Source organism: Parabacteroides sp. 20_3 (assembly GCF_964238835.1).
GTDB lineage: Bacteria > Bacteroidota > Bacteroidia > Bacteroidales > Tannerellaceae > Parabacteroides > Parabacteroides distasonis.
Genome location: NZ_CAXSNO010000004.1, coordinates 151,203 through 166,441, shown reverse-complemented (window position 1 = coordinate 166,441; position 15,239 = coordinate 151,203). Strand labels below are relative to the sequence as shown.

Annotated in this window: 18 protein-coding genes; 12 read left to right on the top strand and 6 right to left on the bottom strand. The window is 45.2% G+C overall.

Going from position 1 to position 15,239, the window contains the following annotated elements; genetic code table 11:
- Nucleotides 1-12: 12 nt before the first annotated feature.
- Together ACESPU_RS09810 and ACESPU_RS09805 are read left to right on the top strand one after the other, a co-directional pair.
- Nucleotides 13-528: an SLOG family protein gene (locus ACESPU_RS09810; protein ID WP_008777822.1), complete on the top strand. Its 516-nt coding sequence runs from the start codon at nucleotides 13-15 to the stop codon at nucleotides 526-528.
- A gap of 253 nt (nucleotides 529-781) precedes the next feature.
- The gene (locus ACESPU_RS09805; RefSeq protein ID WP_008777821.1) at nucleotides 782-1,285 is read left to right on the top strand and encodes a hypothetical protein; all 504 of its coding nucleotides are present in this window, start codon (nucleotides 782-784) and stop codon (nucleotides 1,283-1,285) included.
- 116 nt (nucleotides 1,286-1,401) lie between these two features.
- Here ACESPU_RS09805 and ACESPU_RS09800 read toward each other — a convergent pair whose 3' ends face one another.
- From ACESPU_RS09800 to ACESPU_RS09780, 5 genes are all read right to left on the bottom strand, one after another.
- Complete coding sequence (locus ACESPU_RS09800; RefSeq protein WP_008777820.1) at nucleotides 1,402-1,728, bottom strand: hypothetical protein; 327 nt, start codon at nucleotides 1,726-1,728, stop codon at nucleotides 1,402-1,404.
- Nucleotides 1,729-1,957: 229 nt separating this feature from the next.
- Nucleotides 1,958-2,092 (bottom strand): hypothetical protein, encoded by a 135-nt coding sequence (locus ACESPU_RS09795; RefSeq protein ID WP_256163387.1) that lies wholly within the window; start codon nucleotides 2,090-2,092, stop codon nucleotides 1,958-1,960.
- A gap of 132 nt (nucleotides 2,093-2,224) precedes the next feature.
- Nucleotides 2,225-3,013: a DUF4122 family protein gene (locus ACESPU_RS09790; RefSeq protein ID WP_008777818.1), complete on the bottom strand. Its 789-nt coding sequence runs from the start codon at nucleotides 3,011-3,013 to the stop codon at nucleotides 2,225-2,227.
- Nucleotides 3,014-3,015: 2 nt separating this feature from the next.
- Nucleotides 3,016-3,435 (bottom strand): DUF3408 domain-containing protein, encoded by a 420-nt coding sequence (locus ACESPU_RS09785; RefSeq protein ID WP_008777817.1) that lies wholly within the window; start codon nucleotides 3,433-3,435, stop codon nucleotides 3,016-3,018.
- A gap of 7 nt (nucleotides 3,436-3,442) precedes the next feature.
- Complete coding sequence (locus ACESPU_RS09780; protein ID WP_005644302.1) at nucleotides 3,443-4,195, bottom strand: ParA family protein; 753 nt, start codon at nucleotides 4,193-4,195, stop codon at nucleotides 3,443-3,445.
- Nucleotides 4,196-4,803: 608 nt separating this feature from the next.
- Between ACESPU_RS09780 and mobA the strand changes: the two genes are divergently transcribed.
- From mobA to ACESPU_RS09740, 8 genes are all read left to right on the top strand, one after another.
- Nucleotides 4,804-5,262 carry a conjugal transfer protein MobA gene (gene mobA, locus ACESPU_RS09775; protein WP_005644301.1) on the top strand — a complete coding sequence of 153 codons (459 nt, stop codon included), beginning with the start codon at nucleotides 4,804-4,806 and terminating at the stop codon, nucleotides 5,260-5,262.
- Between the two features lies 1 nt (nucleotide 5,263).
- Complete coding sequence (gene mobB, locus ACESPU_RS09770; RefSeq protein WP_008777815.1) at nucleotides 5,264-6,517, top strand: conjugal transfer protein MobB; 1,254 nt, start codon at nucleotides 5,264-5,266, stop codon at nucleotides 6,515-6,517.
- A gap of 34 nt (nucleotides 6,518-6,551) precedes the next feature.
- The gene (mobC, locus tag ACESPU_RS09765) at nucleotides 6,552-8,579 is read left to right on the top strand and encodes a conjugal transfer protein MobC (RefSeq protein ID WP_008777814.1); all 2,028 of its coding nucleotides are present in this window, start codon (nucleotides 6,552-6,554) and stop codon (nucleotides 8,577-8,579) included.
- A 223-nt stretch (nucleotides 8,580-8,802) separates the two neighbouring features.
- Entirely contained in the window at nucleotides 8,803-9,339 is a 537-nt protein-coding gene (locus ACESPU_RS09760; RefSeq protein WP_008777813.1) for a DUF4326 domain-containing protein, read from the top strand.
- Between the two features lie 24 nt (nucleotides 9,340-9,363).
- Nucleotides 9,364-9,630: a hypothetical protein gene (locus ACESPU_RS09755; RefSeq protein WP_008777812.1), complete on the top strand. Its 267-nt coding sequence runs from the start codon at nucleotides 9,364-9,366 to the stop codon at nucleotides 9,628-9,630.
- Nucleotides 9,631-9,640: 10 nt separating this feature from the next.
- Nucleotides 9,641-9,895: a hypothetical protein gene (locus ACESPU_RS09750; RefSeq protein WP_008777811.1), complete on the top strand. Its 255-nt coding sequence runs from the start codon at nucleotides 9,641-9,643 to the stop codon at nucleotides 9,893-9,895.
- Between the two features lie 11 nt (nucleotides 9,896-9,906).
- Nucleotides 9,907-10,404, top strand: a complete 498-nt coding sequence (locus ACESPU_RS09745) for a hypothetical protein (RefSeq protein ID WP_008777810.1) — start codon at nucleotides 9,907-9,909, stop codon at nucleotides 10,402-10,404.
- Nucleotides 10,405-10,415: 11 nt separating this feature from the next.
- Complete coding sequence (locus tag ACESPU_RS09740) at nucleotides 10,416-10,706, top strand: DUF4120 family protein (RefSeq protein ID WP_005644280.1); 291 nt, start codon at nucleotides 10,416-10,418, stop codon at nucleotides 10,704-10,706.
- A gap of 186 nt (nucleotides 10,707-10,892) precedes the next feature.
- Here the strand turns inward: ACESPU_RS09740 and ACESPU_RS09735 are convergent, their stop codons facing one another.
- On the bottom strand, nucleotides 10,893-12,149 hold the full coding sequence (locus ACESPU_RS09735; RefSeq protein WP_005644277.1) for an ATP-binding protein: 1,257 nt from the start codon (nucleotides 12,147-12,149) through the stop codon (nucleotides 10,893-10,895).
- A 946-nt stretch (nucleotides 12,150-13,095) separates the two neighbouring features.
- On the opposite strand from ACESPU_RS09735, the gene ACESPU_RS09730 reads away from it, so the two are divergent.
- Nucleotides 13,096-14,856, top strand: coding sequence for a DUF3945 domain-containing protein (locus ACESPU_RS09730; RefSeq protein WP_008777808.1), 1,761 nt, complete (start codon nucleotides 13,096-13,098; stop codon nucleotides 14,854-14,856).
- 42 nt (nucleotides 14,857-14,898) lie between these two features.
- On the top strand, nucleotides 14,899-15,165 hold the full coding sequence (locus tag ACESPU_RS09725) for a DUF4099 domain-containing protein (RefSeq protein WP_008777807.1): 267 nt from the start codon (nucleotides 14,899-14,901) through the stop codon (nucleotides 15,163-15,165).
- Nucleotides 15,166-15,239: the final 74 nt, after the last annotated feature.

The window sequence follows — 15,239 nt, the reverse complement described above, 5'->3', positions numbered from 1 at the left end:
ACAGAAGATAACATGGAAACAAGAAACAATCAGACAGTGGCTTTCACGGGACACCGTAAGGAACGTATTCTGCAAGGGTTCGGAAACGATCCCCGGATACTTGCACAAATCAGGGAAGCTGTGGCTGGAATGGTAACAGAACTGTACGGGCAGGGATACAAGGAATACTACACCGGGATGGCCAGCGGATTTGATATGACTGCTGCGGAGGCGGTCTTGCAGGTCAGGGAGAGATACGAAGGTATCAAGCTCATAGCGGCAGTACCTTTTCGGAAACAGCCCTTGTGGTTTGAAGCGGAAGACCGGCTGTTGTATGCCCGTCTGTTGGAAAGGATGGACCGGGTGGTCATGGTTTCCGAGAATTACCACAAGGGCTGTTACCTGCGCAGGGATGAATACATGGTACGTAAGGCGGATGTTATCGTTGCCTATTGGGACCTCGTACCGAAAGGGGGAACATTCTACACGGTAAGCAAGGCGTTGGAATGCGGCAAGCCGGTCATCAACATCCACGAAAGGCTGAGATAGTGGGAACCGGGTTGTGACATTTACATAACTTATGCAAATCCACATGAACCGGGAACAAGCCGGAATGGACAAACAGGATATATTAAGAAACTATAACTTGAATGTCCGGACAAAACCGGTATCTTTGTCTTTATGAATCAATCCGGTAGCCCGGCTTTATGTATCGCGAGGCAGTATCCGATATCCGGAAGCGGCTCCTGATGATGTGTACAGCCCGTATCTTGAATAATAATATTGAAAAAAACTATGAACCATGAATGAAAACTGGCCTGAAATTGTGGAGGATTTGTCACCTTGTCTTAGACCGGGAGCGATAAAAGGAGATTATCTGCGGGATGTAGGGTATTGCCTGAGATATCTCGGATGGAAAAAGACCAACGGGACAATGGTGTTCCGGGACATGTGGCATTCAGGTGGGGATGACTCCGGACATCCCGATATACTGCTCTGTAAAAAAGAGAAGGACGGCACTTGTCTGCCGGTTCTTCCTGTTGTAGTAGAGTTGCCTGACAGTGAACCGTCCGGACGGCTGGCGTTGTCAATGCGGCAGTTAAAGCTTGATATCGGATTATATATAGGAAAAAATATCCGGTTGTATTATCAGACTCCCGGTTGTAAGGATGAACCGGTCTGCGCATTTGTGGCGGACTTTCAGAAAGATGACATGAACGGAAGTGCGATTTGCGACCTGCTTCTTTATGAGAACTTCAGTCCGGAAAAGATGAACGGTTTTGTAATGGATGCCATACATGGGTAATAAGAAAAACTTTATACCGGCACTTGTGCATTAATGCTCCCGCTTCATTCCCCATACCAAAAGCCATTTTTATTCAATGGAAGATAATAAAAATGGCTTTTGATATAAACAGAATTTTAAATTATATCAGAACCCGTTTCCTGCTGCATCTTACGCTCCTTCTTTTTCTCTTTTTGCAGCTTTTTCTTAGCCTCCATTTCCGCCATGATCTGTTTCAGAGGCTTGACCGTTTCCGGTTCCTCACGTTTGAACCGCTTGAAATAGATACTTTCGATAAACTGTGGAAGCGGAGCTTTCCAGACCTCTTGCCTGTGGTTGTCTATCTTGCCGAGCTTGTCGGGATTCAGACCCAATTCACGGGCCATCTGCACCTGCCTGTCTGAAAGGCGGTGACGCTTCTGCGCCACCAGCCATTTTTCTAATATCGCTTTTGTCACTGCCATCGTTCATTTTTTTGCAAAGATAGAATTTTGCATTGATTTCTCTTAAATACTTGTTTGTCAGCATTACCTTATAGTCCATAATATATAAGTGCCAATATTGGCAGAAATTTAATATGACGATGGAAATAAAAAGAGACAGTTGGGATATATATAAATTTCCAAAAACAGGAAAAGGCACACCGATATCACATCGACATGCCTTCTGAAAAATATGACAACAAAGAAGCAATTAAACAAATTCATTTATATCGAATGCCCCTGTCTCATTTTTTGTATTATCCATTTCTGAAATTTGTGAGTCATCACAAAGCATACTATCAATAAGATTTCCTATCTTCTTTTTAATAGCGGTTTCTTTCCGCATAATTCTGATGATTTCTTCTTCAGATAGATAGATGTGGGGCACGAATTGCAGGATTTCTTTTTATGCCAAAAGATTCTGCTTCTGACTTCGGCATTGCTTGTTGTTTTTTGTTTTTCACATTCGATTCCATATTTACATGTATTTATTCCAATCAATTCTAATCTGTTCCAAAGATTGTTTTGGCGCCTCTTTTCCATTTGGCATATTTTCCTTAAGCAGTTTTTCCAATTGGCTTTGAGTACTCAATTCGGTTGCAAAGAACCTGAACAGGTCTGTATCCTGAAGTTGGTACAGGGTTTCGGCTGCATTTCGGATTTTCTTTCTGTCATCCGTCCCCAAAATAAGTACATCAGCGACATTGTTCAATTCTTCAAAAGTCAGTGCCCTTGAAAAATCCGGGTCAGGAACACACCCGTCATTTGACATAAGTTCCCGTTTTTCCGATTCTGTCAGTCCCTTTTGTGAAGAGAAACCATCTATCACATCATCCGGATCTATATCCTCATCTTCCTCTATAGGCTCTTTCTTCATAGGTTCAGAACGTGTGGGAGTTTTTCTCGCCATGTCCGGGTCTTCAAGATAGACTATTTTTGTCTTTCCGATTACTTCATTGTACTCGTCCAGTGGATTCGGCTGCGTTTCGGTTTTCTCTTCATGCCCGACTTTAAGGATATCCTTCTCCGCTTGTGCAATCCACGCTTCAGCCTTGTCCAGTCTTGCCCTATACCGGGCTTTCCTTGCTTTTTCCGCCATCCGCTTTTTGCGTGATTTCCATAACCGGATACGTGCAATACGCATATGACGAAGCTGACTATCCCAAAAATTATAAACTCTCGGACTGAAAATGAACATCCATACCTTATATAATATGTAGGTTGCCGACATGGCTTTTACTGAAAAATAAATTAATGTTGTTTCCATGACTATTGAATTTTAGGGGGTGAAAAACGGTCTTTATACATTCGGGTGATTTCCTCGATGTTGAGTTCTATATGCTCAGCGATGATGTTACTGATATAGCTCGCAATACTTACTTCGGGAGCTATCACATGGAGATAATTCTTTATCTCGTCGTACAGCTTGCGGTTCAGGTACACCTGGATGCGTCCTGGCATGGGGGTATTCACCAGATACTTCTGACGAAAGTTACTGTCACATTCGGGCATATTGCAAGGTTTGGGATTTTTCCGGGCAGTTCCTTTTTCCGTATCCTGCCTTTCATTGTTTTCCTCTTCCGGAACCTCAACCACTATGATATCCTCGTTCTCGATGGCATCAGGAATGTCACCGACCATATACCCCCTGATTTTTTCTTCATTCACTTTTACAATTTTCTTTGCCATATCTCAATTACAGGTTAAATTTTACAATCAGTTCGTTTGCCAATTCCTGCAATCCGCTGCCTTTAAGCTGTCCTGCCGGCGGTGGAAGGAGCGAGCAGCGGAAATAGGTACGTGTCCGCGATGAGAGTTCCTTGTCATAGCGACAGAGATCGGGAATCATTGAATCCAGAATTTTCAACCCCTGTTTCTTCATCAGTGCCATATAATTGTCAAGCACTTCGGTATTGCTTCTTTTCTTTACCTTGGTCCAGAACAGGAACACGTCTTTCAAGGGAATGTTCTTCCGGTTTTCCGCACATTTCATAACACTTTTGGCAAAGACAAAACTGCTGTCCATAACGAAATTGTCAGCGGCAATGGGGGTCAATACATAATCCACATTGAAAATGGTCTGCAAAACGCCGGATATGTCCATAGACCCCGGCAAATCTATGAAAACGATATCAAAATCTGCTTTTGCCGCCAACTCTCCGGCCACCTGGCGTGCATTCTCCGGCTTTGCCTGCCTGATAGGATAAATCCTGCATCCCCTGAGCCTCTGTTCCTCCAGCAACACCATGTACTTCTTGTTTATCTCCACCATCTCCATGTCCCGTTCCCTCAGATTGAACAGGCTGCGCTGGGTGGCGTCACAATCAACGATAGCCACATTCTTGCCCATCGAATAATTCAGGAGACTGGCAAGTGTTACCAACATTGTACTTTTGCCGACCCCACCTTTCTGGTTGCTGACCGCAACGAATAACGGATTCTTCTTCATAACTGAACTTTTTTAATGGTTTATTACACTATTGTTTTACTTGTCTGTTGTTTGCTTTGTGACAAGGTTTGTTAGTGATATGGTTACTTTGTGCTCACCAACCGGCAAACCGACCAACCGATAGTTATCTGCCCCAACAAAGCAAGTAAACAATCACTGCCCACCTGTTGCAACAAGTGTTTTCGCTAACCGACAATACAACGGACAGCCACTTGATTATTGGTTTGTTTTACCGTTCACGCTGCAAATAAAAGGGTATTTTTTCATACCTGCACTATGTTTTAAGGGAGGTGACGACCTGTGTCATCATTTGTCATCACGTTACATATAACCCGCTATTTTACAATAGGATAAACCGCCATAACTTTGCACCGGCAACGGAACGGATACCGCTGCGGAGGTTTCCCGAAGCCGAAGAATGAGGCTGAAGGTCAAAACTTAATTTGACGAAGGAAAATTCATGTTCAAGCGAACATAGCAAGTTGTGTTTTGAGGCACCCGAAATAAATTCGGGCACTCAAAACAACTTGCCGCTCGCCCGACGGCTCGGGAGGGATTCACTCCAAAGTCGTGAATCCGGGACGGAAAATCAGAAACAGGAAACATCAATGCGTATGGAAGAAAACAGAAAGAAAAAATCGACAAAAGGTGTGGGGCGGAAGCCAAAATCCGACCCTGCCGTGCACCGTTATGTCGTACGGTTGAACTCGGAAGAGAACGGGCGTTTCAACATCCAGTTCCAGAAATCCGGATTGAAAGAGCATTCAAAATTTATCAAGGCGATGCTTTTCGGACACGAAATCAAGGTGGTTAAAATCGACAAGGCAACGATGGACTACTACATCCGCCTGACCAATTTCTACCACCAGTTCCAGGGTATCGGCAACAATTACAACCAGACGGTCAAGGCGGTCAAGACCAATTTCGGGGAAAAACGGGCATATGCCCTGCTCCGAAATCTAGAAAAGGCGACCATAGACCTGGTAGTGCTGAGCAAGCGGATTATTATGCTTACCCACGAGTTTGAAGAAGCCTACCTTATCAAAAGGAAAAGGGAGGAAGGATGATATGGTGGCGAAAATCAACAGAGGCGTTTCCCTTTACGGGGCAATCGTCTATAACCAGCAGAAAGTGGATGATGCCACGGCACGTATCATTTACGGGAACCGCATGATTACCGATGTCACGGGCAATCCTGAACAGGTCATGCGGCAGACGATATGGGCGTTCGAGAATTACCTGCTTGCCAACAAGAACACGGAGAAGCCCGTACTGCACATCTCGTTAAACCCCTCATTGGATGACCGGCTGACAGACAGCCAATTTGCCGACCTCGCCAAAGAGTATATGCAGAAGATGGGATATGGCGACCAGCCCTACATCGTATATGTACACGAGGACATCGGCCGCCGGCACATCCATATCGTATCCACCTGCGTGAACGAGAAAGGGGAAAAGATTGACGATGCCTACGAGTGGAACCGCTCGATGAAAGCCTGCCGGGAACTGGAACGGAAGTTCGGCCTGAAACAGGTGGAAGACAAGCGGAAGGAACTGCTGGAACCGTATCTCAAAAAAGCGGACTACCAAAGCGGTGACGTGAAGAAACAAGTATCCAATATCGTCAAGAGCGTATTCGGTACCTACCGTTACCAGTCTTTCGGAGAATACAGCGCGTTGCTTTCCTGTTTCAATATCGAGGCGAAGCAAGTGAAAGGCGAATTTGGTGAAGTACCCTATAACGGTATCGTCTATACCATGACAGATGATACGGGAAAACCGGTATGCACACCCATCAAGTCTTCCCTTATCGGTAAACGCTACGGTTACGAAGGGTTGGAAAAACGTATCGGTTACAACGCCCGCGAGTATAAAGCAAAAAAATGGCAACCGAAGATACGGAACGAGATTGCCCTTGCCATGCACGGCTGCCGTGGCAACAGAGAGGAATTTGTCCGTCTGCTTGCCAACAAAGGCATAGACGCGGTGTTCCGTGAAAACGATGAAGGACGCATCTATGGAGCGACCTTCATCGACCACAAGAACCGCGAGGTCTATAACGGCTCCCGACTTGGCAAGGAGTTCTCGGCGAATGCCTTTGAACGGCTCTTCAATAATCCTGACAACATCCCCAATGTGGATGCCCACATGCCGGACATCGGTCTGCAAAGCGGATTCTCCTCCGATATGGAAAGCGCCATCGAACAGGCTTTCGGTATATTCGCCATGGAGCAGAACGGTCCCGACCCACAGGAAGAGGCTCTTGCCCGAAGACTGCAACGTAAAAAGAAGAAGAAACGCCGCTCACGCGGAATTTCCTAATTACCGATTTTTCTAATATTAAAATTAGTTCATTATGCAACAGGAAGATGATTTGAGAGGACTGGCCAAAGTCATGGAATTCATGAGAGCTATCTCCATTGTGTTTATTGTCATTCACGTGTACTGGTTCTGCTACCGGTCATTTGTGGATATGGGTATAAATATAGGTGTGGTCGACAGGATACTGCTCAATTTCCAACGGACGGCAGGACTGTTCAGCAACTTGCTTATAACGAAAGTATTTGCCGTCATATTCCTTGCCCTCTCATGCCTGGGTACCCAAGGAGTGAAAAATCAGGAGATGACATGGGGCAGGATATACGCCGCTTTCCTTTCGGGATTGGTGCTGTTTTTCATGAACTGGTGGATGCTTGACCTGCCATTCTGCCCGACGGCCAACGCTGTCATATATACGGTAACACTTACCGCAGGATATATCCTTCTCTTGATGTCGGGTATGTGGATCAGTCGTATGCTGAAACACAACCTTATGGAAGATGTCTTCAATACTGCCAACGAGAGTTTCATGCAGGAAACAAGGCTTATGGAGAACGAGTATTCCGTCAACTTGCCCACGAAGTTTGTCTATCAGGGCAAGGAATGGGACGGATGGATCAACGTTGTAAACGTTTTTCGTGCGTCCATCGTACTGGGAACGCCCGGTTCGGGGAAAAGCTATGCAGTGGTAAACAATTACATAAAACAGCAGATTGAGAAATCCTTTGCCATGTATATTTATGATTACAAATTTCCGGATTTGTCCGAGATTGCATACAACCATTTGCTTAAGCACAAGGAGCATTACAAGGTAAGACCGGAGTTCTATGTCATTAATTTTGACGATCCGAGGCGCAGCCACCGCTGTAATCCTATCAATCCCAAGTTCATGGCGGATATTTCCGATGCTTATGAAAGTGCCTACACGATAATGCTCAATTTGAACAAGACCTGGATACAGAAGCAGGGTGATTTTTTCGTGGAATCACCGATTATCCTGCTCGCGGCAATCATCTGGTATCTGCGAATTTACAAGGACGGCAAGTATTGCACCTTCCCTCACACGATAGAATTCCTTAACAAGCCGTATGCTGATATTTTCACGATTCTCACCTCTTACCCGTCCCTCGAAAACTATCTTTCCCCCTTTATGGATGCCTGGCAGGGCGGAGCACAAGATCAGTTGCAGGGCCAGATAGCGAGTGCTAAAATCCCGCTTTCGAGGATGATTTCACCGCAGCTTTATTGGGTCATGACAGGCGATGACTTCACGTTGGATTTGAATAATCCTGAACATCCGAAAATCCTATGTGTGGGAAATAATCCGGACAGGCAGAATATCTACTCGGCGGCTCTCGGTCTGTATAATTCCCGTATAGTGAAACTGGTAAACAAGAAAGGACAGTTGAAATCCTCCATCATCATAGATGAGCTACCCACGATATATTTTCGGGGTATTGACAATCTGATAGCCACCGCCCGAAGCAACAAGGTGACAGTCTGTCTCGGCTTCCAGGATTTCTCCCAGCTGACCCGTGACTACGGTGAAAAAGAGGCGAAGGTAATCCAAAATACGGTCGGCAATATATTCAGCGGCCAGGTGGTAGGTGAAACCGCAAAGAGCCTTTCCGAGCGGTTCGGTAAAATCCTGCAACAAAGGCAATCCATCTCCATCAACCGGCAGGATACATCCACCTCCATCAACACGCAGTTGGATTCTCTGATACCGGCATCCAAAATAGCCAATCTTTCGCAGGGAACATTCGTGGGCAGCGTGGCGGACAATTTCGGAGAAGAGATAGAACAGAAGATTTTCCATGCGCGGATTATTGTCGACAGTGAAAAAGTGGCGGCGGAAACAAAAGCCTACAAGAAGATACCCGTCATCAACGAGTTCAAGGACGAGGACGGCAACGACATCATGCAGCAACAGATAGACCGCAACTATTCACGCATCAAGGCTGACGTACTGCAGATCATTGAGGAAGAGATGGCAAGGATAGCCAATGATCCGGATCTGAAACACCTGATTCCGCAGAAGAAAGATGATAAAAAAAACGAATAGAACAAGTCCGCTTTTTTATTTCAGCCTGCAAAGGTAGTCCCGTGCCCGCCTGGATTGAGCAAGGCCAAGCCCTTACGGGTTTCCGGAAAAATCTTCCGCGCTCCGCTTGCGGTATTTTTCCGGAAAGCCTTGCACAATCCGGCACGGGACAGTGATGCAGGCAAGAAATAAAATATCGGCTCACGAGCCGGTGAATGTTTAACTGAATAAAAGAAATATGGCTATGGGCAGAACAAGAGTGGTCAATATCCGCAAGGAAACCTGTGACGTGTACATTGGCAGGGCTGGATATGGCAAGGACGGTTATTTCGGGAATCCGTTCAGACTGGAAGCAACGATGGCAAAAGGCAGTACGCTTGGCCGATACAGGAAATACTTTTATCATCGCCTGAGTACGGATAAAGAGTTCCGCAAGCGGATCGGGAATTTGCAGGGCAAGACATTGGGATGTTTCTGCAAACCGGATCCTTGTCATGGGGACATCATTAAAGAATACCTGGACTGGATGGCTGAAAATGCGAATGAAGCAATCGTCATCGGGCAAATCCATTGGAAAGGATGTGTCTATCCCGTCAGGGAAATAGATGCCGGCAACCATATATTCAGGGTGTCAGTGGAGAGCCTGCGGAATGAACTGGCAAACGATATGCGTAACAGTATATATGAGGCAATGGAAGCCAGCGAAGAGATTGACGGTTACTGTACGGATGAAGAGTTGTGTACGCTGTCAGATACCGATTTGTATAAAATGTATTGTTGAACGAATTATAATGACAAATGAATTATGAGGAAAAGAAGCAATTTCACACCGATGAATAGATTCCATGAGATTATCGACCATTACGGTCTGAAACTGATGGAAGTAGGTGTCAATCACCTGAGAATATTCTCCGAAGGACGGAAACTTTTTGATTATTATCCGCTCCGGATGAAACTCTTCGACTACCGGCAATGGCAACAATTGACTTACCCGTCTTTCCTTAACGGTACGGACAAATGGGAAACGGAACTTGACGGCATCATCCAAAGACTGCTGGTATCACCGCAATAAACTTGAAAGTATGAAGGAAAACAATAATATGCCGCTCGTTTGGAACAACATTCCCGAATGGGCGATTTTTGCATTGGAGTACGGCATTGAAGAAGAATTGTTCCTTACCGATGAAGACAAGAATCTGATAACCCGATTCATCGGTGAAAATTTTCCGAACGGATATACCATGTCGGTGGATTGGGAAGCATACAGAGAGTTTGATGCTTACCCGGCCTTTGGGAAACCATGTAAAACGTATGAAGTGACTTTTATAACAGCATAAACCGATTTGAAATGAAAAAGATAATATTGAGTGAATACAATGCCATCCCGGAAAATTACCGTGGAATCTGGACTGTAGAACGTTGGGACTTGCCGGATTGGGCGGAAATACGAGAAAAATATATCGGCAAGCGCACCATGATGGTCAATGACAATGGCACGTGTCTGTTGGTTGAAGGAATAGGCTTTGAAATTGTGGATGACAGTACATGGAAAAAGCCCGATGAAGTCAGACAGGAAATAGGAGGTCTTTATCTGAAGTTCTACAGTGAGCAAGGATGTGAACCTCATTATGCGGACTGTGTCATCAGATGGTGTGACACACTGGAAACAGTAGAAGTAAGGATCGCTTTGGCTATGGATTCCGACACGGAAAAGGATGACGAGATATTCTTCTACTGCAATAGTCTGGAAGACTTGAAATCATTGACGGACAAAGATGGGGAGGATTTTACTGTTGCCGGATGCCTCGATTTCGGAATATACGAAGAATTGCTACAAACAACTTAAAATTACCGGATATGAAAATCAAATGTCAGGAACACTACGACAAGGTGGCGGAATACGCCAAAAGTATTGGTGACACAACCTTTCAGAATTGCATTGAACGCCTCAAACAATGGGAGAAGAACTCTGGCGGCAGGTATGAAATTGAACTATATTACGATTTCGCTCCGTATTCATTCGGATTTGCGGAAAGGACACCGGATGGAAGAAACGGCATTGTGGGTGGATTGCTCTACCACGGCAGACCGGATGAGTCTTTTGCCGTAATGATGGAACCATTTCACGGCTGGAGCATACATACATAAAATTTTTATACCACAAGTTAATCTGCAATTGCGTGAAAAACGGTGCAGGTAAAGTCAAAACTCCCTTTCTGATAAAACCACCCCTGTTACAGCTATTTGTAGCAGGGGTAGATTTATATTTTGGGTGCATTATGCACATTGTCCTTACTATTTTTACACACTATTATGCTACATATTATGGTGGATTCATAATAGATTTCCTTCTGTATCTTTAAGGAAATCTATTATATTAATGATTGATATGCCATCTGTATTCACATGAGAAGGGGTCAAACCTCCCACAATGACTATTTTAGGGAATCCATCTTTGATATGACGAAGGGAATTGGTTTCCTGGTCAATTTTTTCTTGAGTGGGCATATCAAGTGCTGATTGTATGTACACACGTTTATCCCCACTATTGCAAATGAAATCAACTTCCAGTAGTTTTCGCATTTTCTTTCCATCATCATTTGTTATTCTCACTTCCACTTGCCCTACATCAATCGAATACCCTCTGATACGCAGTTCGTTATATATGATATTTTCCATAAGATGACCCCCATCAATTTGACGGTAATTCAGACGGGCATTACGTAGTCCGACATCTTCAAAATAATATTTTGAAGGCGTGTTGATGTAATGCTTTCCTTTGATGTCATATCGAATGGCTTTTTCCAACATAAAGGCATCTTGTAACATTCCAAGATAACTCTGTATGGTTGTATCTGAAATACTATGACCTTTTACGGACTTGAATGTATTTTCAAGGTTTGTCGGATTGGTCAGGCAGCCTATATTGGAAGCAATAATATCTATAAGTTCACTCAAATCATCATCGTTTCTAATATTGTAACGCTCTTTTATATCGCGTATATAAGTTCCTTGAAACAAGGATTTTAGATAATTTTCTTTTTCTGTTTTCTTTGAAAAAGATACGACTTGTGGCATTCCTCCATAAATCATATAATCCTGTAGGGCAGAAAGTTCATTTGTGTACTGTCCTGCCTTGAGAAATTCCGAAAAACTCAGTGGATGGACTCTGATTTCATACCCTCGACCACGAAATTCTGTTTTTACATCACTGGACAACATTCGGCTATTGCTTCCTGTCACATATACGTCTGTATTTTTAATTTTCAGATAGCTGTTGAGTACATCTTCAAACTCAGGAACAAGTTGTATTTCATCCAATAGTATGTAATACATATCGTTATCTGTGATATGTCCATCGATGTGATCCAATAATCTGTCCGGCTCTCTGAGGTGTTTATTACGTCGGTCTTCCAAATCAACTTGAATAATGTGCTCTTCATTCACACCGTTTTCAAGTAATGATTGTTTGAATAATTCAAATAGAAGATAAGATTTTCCACAACGGCGTACACCGGTAATAATCTTAATCATTCCGTTGTGCATTACACTTCTTAGCTCTTGCAAATATTTATCCCTTGGTATAATCATGTTGCAAAAGTAGTGAAAATTATCAGTATTACGGTTATTCTATTGGAGAAAAATGGGTAAAAGACCAATTTTCTCCAATAGAAGGCGGATATAAGCGAATCCATGTTCATTATTTGCTCGCATTCATTAAAAATGAACATCCATAGATGAGTGAACAAAAACATTTTTTCATGTATTATCGTTCTGCAAGAGTAATCATTTTCTGATTACTTCTGCGAAATGATTGCAATTTTCTTGGGCTAAAGGTACATTTTTCCATATTCCTCTATAAAAATCCATCATAAGCCACGCTTCACTTGTCAAGTCCCTTTAAGAAGATAACTCGGAGGGACGATACCTTCTACGTTCAGGCCTGCGGTTTTCGGGCAAAAAATTCCCTTCGGTAATTTTTCACCCGAAAAAACGTTCCGGTATCGCCGTCCGAGTTGGAGAAACGTTCCGGGACTTAGCAAGCGAAGCGACCTACGACGCATAGGACAAAACCAAGATACAATCCGGCGGCGGTATTTTGCCGACACCTGATGTCCTAATGGATTATGCTGTCAACATCAACCGCACGTAAATTCTCATCCAGTCCTATGGAGTAACAGAAGGAAGCGGGGACTAAAGACAGCTCGCTCTCCACTCTGCATAATACAGTTTCTCTTTATCGGCTTCGTGTCGTTTGCGGCTTTTCCACCCTTTCCCATTTTCCCGTTCCGCCTTTTTTGTTTTTGGCTTTCCCTTCGCGTATTTCTCTCTCTTCTTTTATCGGACCCGGTACGTTTCTCACACTTTTATCCTTGATTCTTCCGTTTTTCCGCCTTGCGTTTTCTCCCTCTGCGGTGAAACGTGATGACATCCGATGAAACAGATAGTACAACGCATTGAGACATAGTGATTTATCAAATTTATGACTATATATTTGCGGTGACAACAACAGTTATAAACCCTAAAAATTACAGTTATGGCAAAGAAAAATGTAAGGGACGAACCCCCAAAAACGCAAGTCACCGAGAACGCCCAGCTGAGCGACATCGTGTTTATCCTCGACAAGATGGAACTGCTTCTACAGGCAATATCCGACATCGACAAGAACGGCAGGTACAAGACGGTTCCGGCAGACAAAAAACACCGGAACTCTTTCCTGAAAATTGACCGATATGCCAGCATGTTCGAGAATTTTCTGAAGAACTTTTGGAGCCAGTTGAAAGACCCGACTCGTTTCGGCATCCTTTCCGTCAAGGAGAATGCGCTGGACAACCCGGAAGTCAGACAGGCAATTGAGGATCTTGCCGCAGGCAGAAAATCAGACGCGGTGGAGGAATTTCTAAAGAAATACGAGATTGTTCCCCGCTCCAAAGAAAACCAAAGTATAAACCATCAAAATCAAGAAGAAATGGCAAAAAAAACTGAGACACAGCAACAGGCCGCTCCGGAAACCGCGCAGCAGCCGAAATACCGCTACAATGAATCCATGATCAACTGGGAGGAACTGAAGAAATACGGGCTGTCCCGCGAGTATCTTCAGGAACGCGGACTCCTTGACCAGATGCTCAGGGGCTACAAGACCAACCAGGTCGTGCCCATCAGCATGAATTTCGGTTCTGCCGTATTGCGTACCGACGCACGGCTGTCACTCCAGCAGTCCGTGGGAGGTCCCATCGTGCTGGGCATCCACGGTATCCGGCAGAAACCCGAACTCGACCGCCCGTACTTCGGGCATATCTTCTCCGAGGAGGACAAGAAGAACCTGCTTGAAACAGGCAATATGGGACGTGTCGTGGAACTGAAAGGACGGGGCGGTGAATACATCCCCTCTTTTGTCAGCATTGACAAGCTCACCAATGAGGTGGTCGCCATGCGTGCGGAAAATGTCTTCATCCCGAAGGAGATTAAAGGCGTAAAGCTTACCGAGCAGGAGCAGAACGACCTGCGCGAAGGCAAGAAGGTGTTCATCGAGGGTATGATTTCCAACAACGGAAAGGAGTTCGACGCCCACATCCAGATCAACGCCGAGCGCAGGGGCATCGAATATATCTTCGATAACGACAAGCTCTTCAACCGCCAGTCATTGGGTGGCGTGGAACTGACCAAACAGCAGGTTGAAGACCTGAATGCCGGAAAGGCCATTTTCGTGGAGGGAATGGAGCGTAAGGACGGGGAGAGATTCTCCTCCTATGTCAAGCTGGACGAGGTGACGGGCAGGCCCGCCTATACCCGCTACAATCCCGACTCCCCGGAGGGCGCACGGGAAATTTATATCCCGAACGAGATCAATGGCGTGAAAATCACCGCCGAGGAGCAGCAACAACTACGGGAGGGCAGGACCATCTTCCTCAATGACATGGTGAACCGCAAGGGCGAGGAGTTCTCCTCGTTCATCAAGGCGGACCTGGAAACCGGACGGCTCAGTTATTCACGCACTCCGGACGGTTTCGAGCAGCGTGCGGAATTCAAGATTCCGGATAAGGTGTGGGATGTGGAGCTTACCCGCAAGCAGCGTTCCGACCTGCAGAGTGGCAAGGCTGTTTTGGTGGAGGGTATCAAGGGATATGACGGCAAGACCATCTCCCAGTATGTCAAGGCGAACTTCAACCAGGGCAGGCTGGACTTCTACAACGAGAACCCCGACCGCAAGCGTGACGCCTCGCAACGAAATGTCGTGGCTGAAACACAGAGACAGGAACAGGGCAGCCGGAAATCCAAAGGCGCAAGTATAGCATGATGCATGAATCAAATGAATGTGGAATCCTAAAAGAAAAGAAATATGGAAATGAACAAGGAAAACAACACGCCTTTCAAGGTAGAGGACGTAAACTGGGAGGAACTGGCAGGTATCGGCATATTGAAAGACGAGCTGGAAATGTCGGGAGAACTCGACACGTTGCTCAAGGGGGAGAAAACGAATGTGATACGGCTCAGCCTGGTGCTGCTTGGTGTGGACGTGGTGATGGACGCCACGCTACAGCTGGTGCGCAAGGACGGCGGACCGCTGCTCGAAATCCTCGGCATCAAACCCATCGGACAACAGTAGCCCCTCCTTATATATAATATGTAAACTGAATGTATAACCGCCGTTTTCCGTTCCACCACACACCGGCAAGCGGG

Bases quoted from the DNA above. Each gene is read 5' to 3' on its own strand.
- ACESPU_RS09810 (WP_008777822.1), top strand. From the start codon at position 13: ATGGAAACAAGAAACAATCAGACAGTGGCTTTCACGGGACACCGTAAG.
- ACESPU_RS09805 (WP_008777821.1), top strand. From the start codon at position 782: ATGAATGAAAACTGGCCTGAAATTGTGGAGGATTTGTCACCTTGTCTT.
- ACESPU_RS09800 (WP_008777820.1), bottom strand. From the start codon at position 1,728: ATGGCAGTGACAAAAGCGATATTAGAAAAATGGCTGGTGGCGCAGAAG.
- ACESPU_RS09795 (WP_256163387.1), bottom strand. From the start codon at position 2,092: ATGCGGAAAGAAACCGCTATTAAAAAGAAGATAGGAAATCTTATTGAT.
- ACESPU_RS09790 (WP_008777818.1), bottom strand. From the start codon at position 3,013: ATGGAAACAACATTAATTTATTTTTCAGTAAAAGCCATGTCGGCAACC.
- ACESPU_RS09785 (WP_008777817.1), bottom strand. From the start codon at position 3,435: ATGGCAAAGAAAATTGTAAAAGTGAATGAAGAAAAAATCAGGGGGTAT.
- ACESPU_RS09780 (WP_005644302.1), bottom strand. From the start codon at position 4,195: ATGAAGAAGAATCCGTTATTCGTTGCGGTCAGCAACCAGAAAGGTGGG.
- mobA (WP_005644301.1), top strand. From the start codon at position 4,804: ATGCGTATGGAAGAAAACAGAAAGAAAAAATCGACAAAAGGTGTGGGG.
- mobB (WP_008777815.1), top strand. From the start codon at position 5,264: ATGGTGGCGAAAATCAACAGAGGCGTTTCCCTTTACGGGGCAATCGTC.
- mobC (WP_008777814.1), top strand. From the start codon at position 6,552: ATGCAACAGGAAGATGATTTGAGAGGACTGGCCAAAGTCATGGAATTC.
- ACESPU_RS09760 (WP_008777813.1), top strand. From the start codon at position 8,803: ATGGGCAGAACAAGAGTGGTCAATATCCGCAAGGAAACCTGTGACGTG.
- ACESPU_RS09755 (WP_008777812.1), top strand. From the start codon at position 9,364: ATGAGGAAAAGAAGCAATTTCACACCGATGAATAGATTCCATGAGATT.
- ACESPU_RS09750 (WP_008777811.1), top strand. From the start codon at position 9,641: ATGAAGGAAAACAATAATATGCCGCTCGTTTGGAACAACATTCCCGAA.
- ACESPU_RS09745 (WP_008777810.1), top strand. From the start codon at position 9,907: ATGAAAAAGATAATATTGAGTGAATACAATGCCATCCCGGAAAATTAC.
- ACESPU_RS09740 (WP_005644280.1), top strand. From the start codon at position 10,416: ATGAAAATCAAATGTCAGGAACACTACGACAAGGTGGCGGAATACGCC.
- ACESPU_RS09735 (WP_005644277.1), bottom strand. From the start codon at position 12,149: ATGATTATACCAAGGGATAAATATTTGCAAGAGCTAAGAAGTGTAATG.
- ACESPU_RS09730 (WP_008777808.1), top strand. From the start codon at position 13,096: ATGGCAAAGAAAAATGTAAGGGACGAACCCCCAAAAACGCAAGTCACC.
- ACESPU_RS09725 (WP_008777807.1), top strand. From the start codon at position 14,899: ATGGAAATGAACAAGGAAAACAACACGCCTTTCAAGGTAGAGGACGTA.